Raw genomic sequence first — 13,679 nt, 5'->3', positions numbered from 1 at the left:
GCGGGCGCGCGGAGAGTCACTCGCCGGATCAGCCGCGTTCCTTGAGGAGCCGCTGCTTCTGGCGGTTCCAGTCGCGCTTGGCCTCGGTCTCGCGCTTGTCGTGGTTCTGCTTGCCCTTGGCGATGCCGATCTTCAGCTTCACCGCACCCTTGTGGTTGAAATACATGACCAGCGGCACGATCGTCATGCCCTTGCGCTGGGTCTCGTTCCACAGGCGCGAGAGCTGCTTCTTGGAGACCAGCAGCTTGCGGCGGCGGCGCTCCTCGTGCGGGAACATGGCGCGGGTGTAGGGGGCGATGTAGGAGTTGACCAGCCACAGCTCGCCGTCCTCCACCGCCGCGTAGCTCTCGGCGATGTTGGAGCTGTTCTCGCGCAGGCTCTTCACCTCGGAGCCGGTCAGCACGATACCGCATTCGATATCGTCCTCGATCGCGTAATCGAAGCGCGCGCGCCGGTTCTCGGCGATGATCTTGTAGTTGGGGTCGGACTTCTGCTGGGCCATGATGGGTGCACATAGGGGCTGAGGGGCGCTCTGTCCATATGTCGGGCGCGCCGCGCTGCTGGAGGGGCGCTCCCCCCGCGCCCGACCGGCGCGTGTTAAGGACAAGAAAGGGGCTCCGCCCCCGCGGCGCTGCGCGCCTCTCCCCCGGGATATTTGAACCCAGAAGAAAGCCGGACGGGCGGCTCTGGAGGGCTTTCTTCTAGGTTCAAGTATCCCCGCCGGAGGCATCCGGCCTCTCCACCCGCGCGGTGCCGGGCGGTCGCGCTGCTGCCGCCACTTGTTCTTGCTCCTTTTTTCAGCGGTGCTAACAGGGAAGGCAAGGCGCGCGTCCCGGTACGGGGCTTTGCGGTTCCGCCCGGCCCGGTGCGCCAGTATCGACAGGAGAACGACCCATGCCAGAGGACCGGCAGATGCAGCGCTACCCCCGCAACATGATCGGCCACGGCCCCGACCGCCCCGACGCGCAATGGCCCGGCGGTGCGAAGATCGCCTTGCAGTTCGTGCTCAACTACGAGGAGGGCGGCGAGAACTGCGTGCTGCACGGGGACGCGGCCTCGGAAGCCTTCCTGTCGGATATCGCGGGCGCGGCGCAATGGCCCGGTCAGCGGCACTGGAACATGGAATCGATCTACGAATACGGCGCCCGCGCCGGCTTCTGGCGGCTGCATCGCCTCTTCACCGGCTACGACATTCCACTCACCATCTACGGCGTCGCCACCGCCCTCGCCCGGTCGCCCGAGCAGGTCGAGGCGATGAAGGACGCCGGCTGGGAGATCGCCTCGCACGGGCTGAAGTGGGTCGAGCACAAGGACATGCCCGAGGAGGAGGAGCGCGCCGCCATCGCCGAGGCGATCCGCCTGCATACCGAGGTCGTGGGCACGCCCCCGCGCGGCTGGTACACAGGGCGTTGCAGCGCCAACACCGTGCGGCTGGTCGCCGAGACCGGGGCGATGGATTACGTCTCCGACACCTACGACGACGACCTGCCCTACTGGCTGCCGGTCGGGGATCGCGACCAGCTGATTATCCCCTACACGCTCGAAGCCAACGACATGCGCTTCGCCACCTCGCCCGGCTGGATCGAGGGCGAGATGTTCTACACCTACCTCAAGGACGCCTTCGACACGCTGATCGTCGAGGGCGAGGCGGGCAAGCCGGCGATGATGTCGGTCGGGCTGCACTGCCGGCTGATCGGCCGTCCGGGCAAGATGGCGGGGCTGAAGCGCTTCCTCGATTACATCGGCGGCTTCGAGGGAGTCTGGACCCCGACCCGGCTGGAGATCGCAGAGCATTGGGCGAAGGTGCATCCGCCGAAGACCGGCCCGCGCCCCTCGACCATGGACCGCGAGACCTTCGTCGGCACCTTCGGCGGCATCGTCGAGCACTCGCCATGGGTGGCCGAGCGGGCTTTCGAGCTGGAGCTGGGCGCGGCGCATGACCGTCCCGCGGGTCTGGCCAATGCCCTCGCCCGGGTGCTGCGCACCGCCTCGCGCGAGGAGCGGCTCGGCGTGCTGCAGGCGCACCCCGACCTTGCGGGCAAGCTGGCGGAGGCGAAGCGCCTGACCGAGGACAGCACCGCCGAGCAGGCCAGCGCCGGGCTCGACGCGCTGACCGACGCCGAGCGCGCGCGCTTCACCGAGCTCAACGCTGCCTATGTCGAGAAGCACGGCTTCCCGTTCATCATCGCGGTGCGCGACCATGACAAGGCGGGCATCCTCGCCGCCTTCGAGCGCCGCATCGCCCATGACACCGAGACCGAGTTCGCCGAGGCCTGCCGACAGGTCGAACGCATCGCCCGCCTGCGCCTGGAGGCCCTCCTGTGAGCGTGATGGACAGCCCCAAGAGCTACGCCTTTCCCCCTGCCGGAATGCCCCCGCGCGAGGACAACCCGCAGGGCGCCGCGGTCTTCACCACGGCCTATGCCTTCATTCCCGCCGGCACGATGCGCGACATCGTCAGCTCGCTGCTGCCGGGTTGGGAGCAGGCCCGCGCCTGGATCATCGCCAAGCCACTCTCGGGCTTCGCCGAGAGTTTTGCACAATACGCGGTGGAGCTGGCGCAAGGCGGCGGCAGCGACGCGCCCGAGCCGGATCCGCAAGCGCAGGCGGCGCTGCTGATCACCGAGGGCAGCGCACGGCTGACGGTCGGCGGCACGGTGCACGATCTGCGCGCCGGTCACGTGGTCTACCTGCCGCCAAGCTCGGGCTGGACGGTCTGGAACAGCGGCGAGACGCCCTGCCGGTTCCACTGGATCCGCAAGCGCTGGGAAGCCGCGCCGGGGGTCTCGGTGCCGCCGGTGATCGTCACCCATGACGACGAGGTGCCGGTGAACTGGATGCCGGGCTGCGAGGAGCTCTGGGGCACCCAGCGCTTCTTCGATCCCGCCGACATCCGCCACGACTTCCACGCCAATATCGTCACCTTCGGCAAGGGCGGGCGCATCCCCTTTGCCGAGACCCACGTGATGGAACACGGGCTCTACGTGCTGGAGGGGCGCGCGAAGTACCTGCTCAATCAGGACTGGGTCGACGTGGGGCCGGGCGATTTCATGTGGCTGCGCGCCTTCTGCCCGCAGGCCTGCATCGTCGAGGAGAGCGAACGCTTCCGCTACCTGCTCTACAAGGACGTCAACCGGCACGTCTCGCTGGCCCCGGTGGGGGCGGCGCGATGAGGCAGATCGCGGCACGCCCCCTTACCGCCGAGAGTTTCGCGCCCTTCGGCGAGGTGCTCGAGGTGAAGGGCGCCCCGGACAAGGTCATCAACCAGGGGCTCTGCGGGCGGCACCACGACCGCGCCGCGATGGACTTCGGCCCCGGCGGACGCGCGGGCATCAGCCTCTTTGACGCCGAGCCGCGCGCCCTGCCCTACAAGCTGGAATTGGTCGAGCGGCACCCCGAGGGCAGCCAGGCCTTCCTGCCGATGCACCAGAACGCGTGGCTGGTGATCGTCGCCGAACCCGGCCCCGGGACAAACGAGGTGCCGGGCGAAGTGCATGCCTTTCTCGCCGCGCCGGGACAGGGGATCAACTTTCACCGCGGCACCTGGCACGGGGTGCTGACGCCGCTGCAGGCGCCGGGGCTCTTTGCCGTGGTCGATCGCATCGGCGCGACGCCCAACCTCGAAGAACACTGGCTGGAGGAGCCGCTGCTGATCACCCGGGGCTGACGGACCCCGGCCCGGCCCCGCCGGGGCCACCCCGCGCAGACGCCCGGCAGAGGCGGCGGGTCATCTCATAACCACCGCGCAACAACGACGAGGGAGACTATGGAATGACTGACGCAACCGCCCCCAAGGGCCACCCGATCGGTACACCCGAAGAACTGATGAACCCCGACTACATGCCGCCGCTGGCCAAGGCGGTGCCGCTGGGTCTGCAGCACGTGATGGCGATGTTCGCCTCGAACGTCACCCCGGCGATCATCATCGCCGGGGCCGCGGGCTTCGGCTACGGATCGAACAGCCCCGACTTTCCAAACATGATCTACATGATCCAGATGGTGATGCTTTTCGCCGGCATCGCCACGCTGTTCCAGTCGATCGGCTTCGGCAGGGTCGGAGCACGGCTGCCGATCGTGCAGGGCACCTCCTTTGCCTTCCTGCCGGTGATGATCCCGGCGGTGGCCGGACAGGGGGTCGCGGGACTCGCCGGGCTGATGACCGGCGTCGCGATCGGCGGGCTCTTCCACTTCTGCCTTGGCTTCTTCGTCACCAAGATCCGCCACGCACTGCCGCCGCTGGTCACCGGGCTCATCGTGCTGATGATCGGCCTCGCGCTGCTGAAGGTCGGCATCCAGTATGCCGCGGGCGGCGTGCCGAAGCTGGGCACACCGGAGTTCGGCAGCCTTGCCATGTGGCTGCCGGCGCTGGTGGTGATCCTGGTGACGCTGGCGGTGAAATTCTTCACCCGCGGGCTGCTGGCGCTCTCGGCGGTGCTGGTCGGCCTGGTCGCGGGCTATCTCGTGGCGCTCGCCATGGGGCAGGTCAGCTTCGGCAATGTCGCCAGCGCGCCGATCTTCGAGCTGCCCATGCCGTTCCGCTGGGGCATCGAGTTCAACCCGGCGATCATCCTCGGCATGTGCTTCATGGCGATCATCTCGGCGATCGAGACCGTGGGCGACGTCTCGGGCATCACCAAGGGCGGCGCCGGGCGCGAGGCCACCGACAGGGAAATCGGCGGCGCGACCTTTGCCGACGGGCTCGGCACCGCGGTGGCGGGGGTCTTCGGCGGGCTGCCCAACACCTCGTTCAGCCAGAACGTCGGGCTGATCTCGATGACCGGCGTCATGAGCCGCCACGTGGTGACCATCGGCGCGCTCTTCCTGATCCTCTGCGGGCTGGTGCCCAAGGTCGGCGCGGCGGTCTCGACAGTGCCGATCAACGTGCTCGGCGGCGCGGTCATCGTGATGTTCGGCATGGTCTGCGCGGCGGGGGTCAACATGCTCTCGGAGGTGGTCTGGAACCGCCGCAACATGGTGATCTTCGCGATCTCGCTCTCGGTCGGCTTCGGGCTGCAGCTTGAGCCCACGGCGCTGCAGCACCTGCCCAAGACGGCACAGGTGCTGCTGACCTCCGGGTTGCTGCCGGCGGCGGGCCTGTCGATCCTGCTCAACCTGCTGCTTCCCGAGGACCTGCACTGATCCCCGGGCGCTGATCCGGTCGGCGCGCTCAATCGCGCCGGCCGTCATGGTGCTTGTCATTGTGCCACGCACCGTGCCGGTCATGGCCTTTCCCGGCCCCGCGGCCGACGATGCGCCACCCGGCCTTTTCGAGGCATTGCGCCGAGAAGACGTGTTCCTTGTCCTTGCCGATGCGGATCTTCCTGCTGCAGCGGTCGGGCAGTGCGTCGGTGCGGATCGCGGCGCTGCGCAGGCAGGAGCGCTGCATCACCGAGCCCCGCTCGCCGCGCACCTCGCGCAGGCAGGCGCCCGGCAGAATCCGCTGGGGCTGCGCATGGGACGACTGGGAAAACTGCCCGGAACGGCCCTCGAAACTGTAGGGGCGCGGCAGGTAGGGCGCCGGATCGGGCGCGCGCCAGCTGTGATCCTGCTGCGCCGCCTGCAGCTGCAGGGCCTTGGTCCTTTCCTTGTCCTTCCTGTCGCGCTCGCGGTCTGCCTCGCGGGCCTCGGTGACCGCCTTGCCGATCATGTAGACGAGGGCGGCACCGCCGATGACCTTGGCCACGTCCCGCGCTTCGGCGGCGCGGAGCGGGGCGGCGGAAAAACCGGTGACGACGAGCGAGGCGGCAAGCACGCCGGCGATGAACTTCCTGGACATGGGCTGTCTCCTTCGGGATTCTGTGGGGCATCACGGCGGCTGCCGCGACCTGTCCCGACCCTCGGCCCTCCCCGGGAAAACAGGCAATATCCCTGCAATGTTATCGGATATCCGCCACCTATCCGTCCGGGGCTATTGAATTGCGCGCGCCGCGCGCTCAGTCTCCCCCCCATGAACACCCCGCTTCTCGCCCTCTCGTTCTCGCTCGCCCTCGGCGCCTCTGCGGCGCAGGCCGAGTGCTACGCGGAGTACAAGGCCAAACAGGACGACCCGCTGCGCCTGCAGTACGGCATCGCCCTCCTGCCGACGGACACCTGCCCGTCGAAGAACACCGCGGCCGCCCAGCTGGAGATCCGGCTCGACCGCAACGGCTGGACGCTGCTGAGCGTCGTGGCATTGTCCGAACAGCCGCCCTCGGAAGAAAAGAAGAAGAATGCCGGCGAGTTCTATCTCCGCTACTGACGCCCGCCGCGCGGGGGGGGCGCATCGTCACCTTCGGAATCGCCGCGATCGTCGCCCTGCTGGTGCTTGCTGGCGCGGTGCTGATGTTCACCCTGCCCGACGGCAATGCCTTCAACGCGCGGGTCGAGCGGATCTTCGTCGAGCATGACCTCACCGCCCAGGCCGAATTGAAGCTGCTGGAGATTCTCGCGCTCTCGGGCACCGCCTTTGCCGACACGCTGGCGAGCTACCGGATGGTGATCTTCGTGCTGCTGGTCTTCGCCGCCGCCATGCTGGTGGCCGCTCTGGTCTTCCTGGTGATGCTGGCGGGGATGAACCGGCGCATGGCGCAGATCGAGCGCTCGGGCATCCAGGTCAGCTCGCTGATCATCAGCCGGGAAGAGAATATGGTCTATCTCAACACCATGGGCTTCAAGCTGACCGCGGCGATGATCGAGACGCTCTCCGTGCTGGCCGAGGCGCGCATGGACGACGAGACACTGACCGGCGCGCAGATCGAAGGGATGATCTCGGGCCGCGATCCCACCGACTGCGAGGAGGCGGCCGGGGCGACCCGGATCAAGCGGCTGCGCGACGGGCTGGGCAACCAGATGGTCAGCGAGCTGTTGGTGCGCAACATCGCCCGCAAGGGCTATCACCTGGCCATCGACAAGGACGTGATCGAGGTCGTCTGAGCGCGCCGCGCCGCTGCAGCGGCGCTGGTGCAACCCCGGGCTTTCGGCACGATTCCCCACAAATCTTACGAAAAGCTTGCGATTACGCGGAGGCTGTACAAGACTGACCGACGCTTGGACGTATGTCTCGCCGAGCCGGCTCCTCCCTAGTTTTCCCGGGGCTCGTCAGATTTTCGAAAGCCACATTTGATGTCGCAATTCTCCGACAAGATCGCTCGGCGCATATTTTCCGTGTGCCTTTTGGTTGCCCTTCTCGGCGCCGGGTTTCTTTACGGCTCCATTGCCACGCGCAAGCATCTCTTCCCGGCCCCCCAACTCGAGCTCACCTACGACATGCTCACCACGCTGGGGCATAACGACCTGACCAGCCACCCCCGGCGCCACCACCTGCAGCCGTCGCGCGGCATGGGCGAGGGCGTGACCGTCAACAAGATCGTCGACGACGGCACGCTGGTCTTCATGGCAGGGTTCTTCGACGACGAGAACCAGGCCCGGCTGGTGCGCCGCGACGGCAGCGTGATGCGCAAGTGGACGCTCGACTATTTCACCCACTTTCCCGACGCCGAGACCCGGGTCTGCGATCTCGCCAGCACGCTCAACGTCGACCAGCACGGCGCGCTTGTGACGCCGAGGGGAGAGGTCGTCTTCAACTACGAATACTGCGGCACGGTGAAACTCTCGCCCTGCGGCGAGGTGGTCTGGACGCTGAACGAGCGCACCCATCATTCGATCGTTCCCGCAGCGGGCGGCGGCTACTGGCTGCTCGGCCGCCAGCGCTGGCTGGACTCCGATGCGCCGGACCGCATGCCGCCCTTCTCATCCTCGGCGAGTGGACTGGAGATCAAGGAAGACACGATCATGAAGATCAGCGAAGCGGGCGAGATCGAGCTTGAGGTGTCGATCCCGAAGATCCTTCGCGACGCCCATCTCGAAGCGTTGCTGACCGCCAACGGGGCGGACTTCAGCCGCGAGTCCCCCGACCGCGATGAGCTGGTGCATTCCAACAAGGTGGCCGAGCTGCCCGCGGCCTATGCCGCCGCCTATCCGCAGTTCGAGACCGGGGACCTGCTGGTCTCGATGCGCGATCTCAACCTCGTCATGGTGGTCGACCCGGTGAGCTGGGACGTGAAGTGGCACCAGACCGGCCCCTGGCTGCGCCAGCACGATCCCGAGTTCCGCCCCGACGGGCGCATCTCGATTTTCAACAACAACGTCTACCGTACGGATTACCCCGGCGAGGTGCTCGACCTCGACACGCCCAAGGTCACCAACATCACCGCCGTCGAGCCCGGCAGTGGCGAAATAGAGGTGCTCTTCGGCGAGGCCCCGGGGCAGGAGATGCTCTCGGCGATCCGCGGCCAGCACGAGCTCCTGCCCGACGGCGGCATGGTGATCGCCGAGTTCGACGGCGGCCGGGTGATCCAGACCAGCGCCGAGGGCGAGGTGGTCTGGGAATACATCAACGCCTTCGACGACGCCCATGTCGGCGAGATCACCAACGCCGATGTCTATCCTCCCGGCTATTTCGAAACCGTCTGGGAGACCTGCACCCAGCCCTAGCCCCGTCCAAGGCCGGCCCTTCCCCCCCTTCGACAAGGAGACCCCGACAGATGACGCCTTATGCACGCCTCGCGGCGCTCCTGCTCCTGAGTTTCGGCATGGGTCTGCCCGACCCGGCCGCCGCCTATATCGGGCCCGGCGCCGGGCTCGGCGCCATCGCGGTCACCGTCGCCATCCTGCTCGGTGTGCTCCTGCTCATCGCCGGACTGGTCTGGTACCCGCTCAAGCGGATGCTGAAGAGCCGGGCCGCCGCGCGCGGTGACACGCGCAAATGATCGCCGCCTTCGTCGTCTCGCTGCTGGCGGTGGCCGGTTTCGGCCTCGGGCTCTGGCGCAGCAGGGTCGTGCCGGTGTGCCGCACCGCGCTCGGCACCGCGATGACCGGCATCACCGCGATGATGGACAGCGAGCTCGACGACGCCGCCAAGGAGATCGCCGTGCGCCGCGCCGGCTTTGCGCTGATCGGCGCGGCCTTCGGCATCTTCTGGCGCTTTGCCCTGTCCCTGGCGCTGGCCGCGCTGCCGGTGCTCGCCGCCGACCTCATTGGTCTGGTCCCGCGCGAGGCGGTCCTCTCGCTGATGCTGCGGCTCGACTACATCTTCGTCGTCTCGGTGGCCGCGATCGCCGGGGCCGAGGCCCTTCGCCGCCTGCGCGGCCCGGGCCGGCACGATCCCGAGGCGCTGCCCGAGATCAACCGCTATTCCACCGCCGACCGCTTCTTCCACATGCTGGCCTTTGCCAGCCCGGTGGTGCTGAAGAGCGCCTCGAAGCTCGAGGATCGGCTGATGCCCGGGGCGATGCAGGAGCCGAGCGGCCCGCCGATCTTCGTCACCTCGCTGGCGCGGGGCGGCACCACGGCGCTGCTCAACGCGCTGCACGAGGTGCCAGCCATCGCCACGCACACCTATCGCGACATGCCCTTCGTCACCGCGCCGGCGCTGTGGAACCGGCTCGCCGGCGGGCGCGGGCGCGACGTGGGGCGGCACGAGCGCGCCCATGGCGACGGGCTCGAGATCGACCTCGACAGTCCCGAGGCCTTCGAGGAGGTGCTGTGGAAGACGCTCTGGCCCGGCAAGTACGGCCCCCAAGGCATCGCGCTCTGGCAGGCCGAGGACCGTGATCCGGCGGCCGAGGCCTTCATCGCCCGGCAGATGCGCAAGGTGATCCACGCCCGAAGCCCCGACGCCCCGGCCCGCTACTGCTCGAAGAACAACGCCAATATCGCCCGCATCCCCTACCTGCTCGAAGCTTTCCCGGGCTGCCGCATCGTGGTGCCGCTGCGCCGGCCCGAGACCCATGCCGCCTCGCTGTTGCGCCAGCACCTGAACTTCCTGAAGCTGCAGCAGGACGACGAGTTCATCCGCCGCTACATGCGCGACATCGGCCATTTCGAGTTCGGTCGGATCCACAGGCCGCTGCTGTTTCCGGGCTTCGATCCCGTCGCTTATGAGACCACGACGCCGGACTATTGGATCAACTACTGGCTGCGGGCCTTCGGATACGTACGGCGCTTCGAGGACCGTTGCCTCTTCGTGCTGCAGGACGACATGCGCGCCGCCCCGCAGGAGACACTCGAGGCGCTCTGCGACGAGCTCGACGTGGCGCCCGGCAGGATCGATTTCGGCGCCCACTTCCGCCTCACCCCGGACCGCGCGCCGCAAGATCTCTACGATCCGGCGCTCTTTGCCGAGGCGGACGAGGTCTATACCCACCTCGCGCGGCGCAGCGCCCTCCCCGGCACCCTGTCGCCCGTAGGCGGAAAAGTGATCACCGCGCGCGCCTGAACGCCATCCGGCGGGTCCGCGCTGGATCACCCGCCCCGGTTGAGCTAGGCTCCAAGCGTTCCGGCTCAGGCCCTTAGCACCGGGACTGGCCAGAAGTTTGAGGCCGGACCCGCCCATTTCAGACAATCGCAGGCAGCGAATTTTCAGCCTGCGTCCCACTCCGGCCTTGCGCCGGACAATTTTCCGACGGCCCGTCGCCGGACATCCGTAACGGACTCACACAACGATTGAGCGGAGGCTCTCATGGCACTCAAGGAAAAATTCACCGAGACCGACTGGGCGATGGTTCTCGAGGCCCCGATGCTGGCCGGGCTGGCGATCACCGCCGCGGATCCCGGCGGCCTGATCGGCGCGGTCCAGGAAAGCGCGGCGATGGCCGGCTCGCTCAAGGATGCCTCCGCGGGCTCGCTCGCCGCCGAGGTGGCAGAGGCCTACAAGACCTCCGAGGGCCGCTCGGCCGCGATGGACGGGGTGAAGGCGCTGGTGAAGGGCAAGAAGCCGCCCGAGATCACCGATGCCGCGATCGCCCGCCTGTCCGAGATCCTCGGCACGGTGAAGACCACCGCGCCGGAAGAGGCCGGGGCCTTCTCGGAGTTCCTCATCGACACCGCCACCCGCACCGCCGAGGCGGCCAAGGAGGGCGGGTTCCTTGGCTTCGGCGGCGAGGCGGTCTCGGATGCCGAGAAGAAGACGTTGGCCGACCTGCAGGCCGCGCTCGGCGGCAGCGCGGGGGTGTGACTCCTGTCTGAAGGAAGGGGCGCGGCGCTCAGCCGCGCCGCAACTGCGCCAGAAGCCCCTGCGAGGGCTCGCCAGTGACCGGCAGCCCGACCCGCGCCTGGTAGCCCTCGATCGCGGCCGTGGTCTTCTTGCCCAGCACCCCGTCGGGCGTGCCCGCGTCATAGCCCGCCGAATTGAGCCGGCCCTGCAGCTCGCGCCGATCCTCGATGGTCAGCCCGTAGCGGTCCGGCGGGAAGCTGCCGCGCAGCGGTCCCGCCCCCAGCAGCCGGTCCGACAGGTGGCCGACCCCGAGCCCGTAGTTCTGCGCGTTGTTGTAGCGCAGGATGACGTTGAAGTTGCGGTAGACGAGGAAGGCCGGCCCGCCCGCGCCCTGCGGCAGCAGCAGCTTGCCCGAACCCGAGGGCAGCGATCCGCCCGCCGCCGGGCGGACTCCCGCCGCGGCCCAGCCCGCACCGCTGCGCGATCCGCCCGCCATGGAGGCTCCGCCTGCGGGCAGCAGCACCTCGAGTCCCCAGGGCTCGCCGCGGCGCCAGCCGCTCCGCGAGAGGTAGTTTGCGGTGGAGGCGAGCCCATCGGTCGGATCGTCCGACCAGATGTCGCGCCGCCCGTCGCCACGGAAATCGACCGCGTAGCTCTGGTAGGTGGTGGGGATGAACTGCGTATGCCCCATCGCCCCGGCCCAGCTGCCGGTGAGATGCGCGGGATCAATGTCGCCGCGTTCGAGGATGCGCAGGGCGGCCAGCGTCTGCTGCTCGAAGAAGGCGCCACGGCGCCCGTCGAAGGCCAGCGTCGAGCAGGCGGAGATCACCGGGATGTTGCCGCGCCGCGTGCCGTAGCTGCTTTCCATGCCCCAGACCGCGCAAACTACATGTGGCGGCACGCCGTAGCGCGCCTCGATCTCGCGCAGCACGCCCATGTTGCGGCTGAGCTCCGACCGCCCCTGGCTGACCTTCTGCTCGTTGGCGGTGATCGCGAGATAATCCTCGAGCGTGCGGGTGAACTCGGTCTGGCTGCGGTCGCGCTCGACCACGCCGGGCAGGAAGCCCGCAGACCGGAAGGCGGTGTCATAGGTCCCCGCCGAGATGCCCTGCGACAGCGCGCGGCCGCGGAAGCCGGCGACCCAGGCGTCCCAGCCGGGGTTCGGCTGCGGCCGCAGCATGGGATCGTCGGGGGCGCCGGCGCCGCCCGAATAGCCGCCGCCTCCGCAGCCCGCCAAAAGGGCCATCGCCCCGCCCGTGATCAGGAAAGTCCGTCTTGTGTTGCCCATCTGCCCGCTCCGCCATTTATAGGTTTTGCAGCCAGACTGACGCGGCCCCGGCGCCCCGGCAAGGCCCTGCCGGAGCATCGGCAAGCCCTTGCCAACGGGCGGATTTTACCGCGCCGGCTGTCAGGAGGCCCCGACCAGCGCGCGCAGCTTGCCGAGCGCCCGGTCGTAGTCTTCCTGGTAGTTGATCAGCCCCGCGTAGTCGCCGCCCTCGTCAAAGAGCAGCACCATGGCCGAGTGGTCCATCGTGTAGCCGCCGTCGTCGAGTGGCACCCGGCGCGCGTAGATGCGGAAGGCCTTGATCGCCTTGTCCATCTCCTCGCGCGAGCCCGAGACCCCCAGCACCCCGGGCACCCAGGAGACATATTGCTCGAGCTGCTCGGCCGTGTCGCGCTCGGGATCGACGGTGACGAAGAAGACGCGCAGCACCTTGCCCGCCTCGCCCAGCCCCTCCTGCCAGGTGGCGATGTCGCCAAGGGTCGTCGGGCAGACCTCGGGGCAATGGGTGAAGCCGAAGAAGACCGCCGAGGGCGCGCCCTTCAGGCTGTCCTCGGTGAAGCTGCTGCCGTCGGTGGCCGACAGGTGATAGTCGCCGCGCCCCAGCGAGGCGGTGACGTCCTGCTCCAGTCGCGGCGCAAGGACGCGGACCCACAGCAGGGCGACGAGGGCCAGAAGGACCAGCCCCCAGAGCGCGAAACGTAACGCGGTGATGCCTGGCTTGCGCATGCCCCGCTCCTCAGTTGCCGTGGGTCATGTGACCCTGCGCCGTGCCGCCCTTGGCGTTGGGCGCGCCGATGGCCAGCGGGATCTCGATCGTGCCGGCCTTCTCGAAGGTGAGCGAAATGGTGACGCTCTCGCCCTCGACCAGCGGCTGCTTCAGGCCCATCATCATGAGGTGGAAGCCGCCCGGCTTCAGCTCGACGGTCTCGCCCGCGGGGATCGGCAGCCCGTCGGGGAGTTCGCGCATCTTCATCACCTGCCCGTCCATGGCCATCTCGTGGATTTCCATGTGGTCGGCCCGCTCCGGCGAGGTGCTCGCAGAGATCAGCCGGTCATCCTCGGCGCCAGTGTTGGTCACGGTGAAGAAGCCGCCGCCCACCGGCTGGTTGGGCAGGCTGGCACGCGAGAAGGCGTTCTCGATGTGCAGGACTCCGATCTCGTAGACCGCGTCGGCGTGCATGGCCATCTGCTGGCCGTGTTCCATCTTGTGATCGGCGTGTTCATGGTCCGCATGGGCGCCTGCGGCCGACAGCAGGGCAAAGCCGAGGGCGGTGATCAGGGTGGTCTTCATTGGGGGTCTCCTCCGACGCGCGCGCGGACGCACCGCTGCCTGCGCGGGACATGCTCCGGGCACATCGGCCCGGCGGGTGAATTCGGGAGTGCGGCGCTGCGCCGCGGGTCCGGGTCAGGCCAGCGCCGGGG

At 68.4% G+C, this 13,679-nt stretch carries 14 protein-coding genes and 1 pseudogene; 10 read left to right on the top strand and 5 right to left on the bottom strand.

The window, feature by feature from the left end; all coding sequences use genetic code 11:
- Window positions 1-28: 28 nt before the first annotated feature.
- Entirely contained in the window at window positions 29-502 is a 474-nt protein-coding gene (smpB, locus tag CLG85_RS16975) for an SsrA-binding protein SmpB (RefSeq protein WP_095881780.1), read from the bottom strand.
- Between the two features lie 410 nt (window positions 503-912).
- Here smpB and puuE point away from each other — a divergent pair, with 410 nt between their 5' ends.
- The 4 genes from puuE to CLG85_RS16955 all read left to right on the top strand — a co-directional run bounded on the left by puuE (window position 913) and on the right by CLG85_RS16955 (window position 5,139).
- Window positions 913-2,325 (top strand): allantoinase PuuE, encoded by a 1,413-nt coding sequence (gene puuE / locus CLG85_RS16970; RefSeq protein WP_095883230.1) that lies wholly within the window; start codon window positions 913-915, stop codon window positions 2,323-2,325.
- A gap of 5 nt (window positions 2,326-2,330) precedes the next feature.
- Complete coding sequence (locus CLG85_RS16965; protein ID WP_095883231.1) at window positions 2,331-3,173, top strand: bifunctional allantoicase/(S)-ureidoglycine aminohydrolase; 843 nt, start codon at window positions 2,331-2,333, stop codon at window positions 3,171-3,173.
- Window positions 3,170-3,667 (top strand): ureidoglycolate lyase, encoded by a 498-nt coding sequence (locus CLG85_RS16960; RefSeq protein WP_095883221.1) that lies wholly within the window; start codon window positions 3,170-3,172, stop codon window positions 3,665-3,667. The genes CLG85_RS16965 and CLG85_RS16960 overlap by 4 nt, the downstream gene beginning before the upstream one ends.
- Before the next feature lie 104 nt (window positions 3,668-3,771).
- On the top strand, window positions 3,772-5,139 hold the full coding sequence (locus CLG85_RS16955; RefSeq protein ID WP_095883222.1) for a uracil-xanthine permease family protein: 1,368 nt from the start codon (window positions 3,772-3,774) through the stop codon (window positions 5,137-5,139).
- A gap of 28 nt (window positions 5,140-5,167) precedes the next feature.
- On the opposite strand, the gene CLG85_RS16950 is transcribed toward CLG85_RS16955, so the two are convergent.
- Complete coding sequence (locus CLG85_RS16950; RefSeq protein WP_095883223.1) at window positions 5,168-5,776, bottom strand: hypothetical protein; 609 nt, start codon at window positions 5,774-5,776, stop codon at window positions 5,168-5,170.
- 171 nt (window positions 5,777-5,947) lie between these two features.
- On the opposite strand from CLG85_RS16950, the gene CLG85_RS16945 reads away from it, so the two are divergent.
- The 6 genes and pseudogenes from CLG85_RS16945 to CLG85_RS16920 all read left to right on the top strand — a co-directional run bounded on the left by CLG85_RS16945 (window position 5,948) and on the right by CLG85_RS16920 (window position 10,993).
- Window positions 5,948-6,238 carry a hypothetical protein gene (locus tag CLG85_RS16945; RefSeq protein ID WP_095883224.1) on the top strand — a complete coding sequence of 97 codons (291 nt, stop codon included), beginning with the start codon at window positions 5,948-5,950 and terminating at the stop codon, window positions 6,236-6,238.
- Window positions 6,210-6,912: pseudogene (locus CLG85_RS16940) on the top strand (winged helix-turn-helix domain-containing protein). The gene CLG85_RS16945 and the pseudogene CLG85_RS16940 overlap by 29 nt, the downstream one beginning before the upstream one ends.
- Before the next feature lie 231 nt (window positions 6,913-7,143).
- Window positions 7,144-8,472: an arylsulfotransferase family protein gene (locus CLG85_RS16935; RefSeq protein ID WP_260349678.1), complete on the top strand. Its 1,329-nt coding sequence runs from the start codon at window positions 7,144-7,146 to the stop codon at window positions 8,470-8,472.
- A 50-nt stretch (window positions 8,473-8,522) separates the two neighbouring features.
- Window positions 8,523-8,747: a hypothetical protein gene (locus CLG85_RS16930; RefSeq protein ID WP_095883227.1), complete on the top strand. Its 225-nt coding sequence runs from the start codon at window positions 8,523-8,525 to the stop codon at window positions 8,745-8,747.
- Window positions 8,744-10,255 (top strand): sulfotransferase, encoded by a 1,512-nt coding sequence (locus CLG85_RS16925; protein ID WP_260349676.1) that lies wholly within the window; start codon window positions 8,744-8,746, stop codon window positions 10,253-10,255. Before CLG85_RS16930 ends, CLG85_RS16925 begins: the two co-directional genes overlap by 4 nt.
- Window positions 10,256-10,498: 243 nt before the next feature.
- The gene (locus CLG85_RS16920; RefSeq protein ID WP_095883229.1) at window positions 10,499-10,993 is read left to right on the top strand and encodes a hypothetical protein; all 495 of its coding nucleotides are present in this window, start codon (window positions 10,499-10,501) and stop codon (window positions 10,991-10,993) included.
- A 28-nt stretch (window positions 10,994-11,021) separates the two neighbouring features.
- On the opposite strand, the gene CLG85_RS16915 is transcribed toward CLG85_RS16920, so the two are convergent.
- The 3 genes from CLG85_RS16915 to CLG85_RS16905 form a co-directional block, all read right to left on the bottom strand.
- Window positions 11,022-12,260, bottom strand: a complete 1,239-nt coding sequence (locus CLG85_RS16915; RefSeq protein WP_260349674.1) for a lytic murein transglycosylase — start codon at window positions 12,258-12,260, stop codon at window positions 11,022-11,024.
- Between the two features lie 120 nt (window positions 12,261-12,380).
- A complete protein-coding gene (locus CLG85_RS16910; RefSeq protein WP_260349672.1) occupies window positions 12,381-12,983 on the bottom strand; it encodes an SCO family protein in 603 nt (200 codons plus the stop codon).
- Window positions 12,984-12,993: 10 nt separating this feature from the next.
- Window positions 12,994-13,548 carry a copper chaperone PCu(A)C gene (locus CLG85_RS16905; protein WP_260349671.1) on the bottom strand — a complete coding sequence of 185 codons (555 nt, stop codon included), beginning with the start codon at window positions 13,546-13,548 and terminating at the stop codon, window positions 12,994-12,996.
- Window positions 13,549-13,679 lie beyond the last annotated feature (131 nt).

The organism is Alloyangia mangrovi (genome assembly GCF_002300555.2).
Classification (GTDB): Bacteria; Pseudomonadota; Alphaproteobacteria; order Rhodobacterales; family Rhodobacteraceae; genus Salipiger; species Salipiger mangrovi.
Note: the sequence above shows the minus strand (reverse complement) of the source record. Positions and strands in the feature narration are given on the sequence as shown.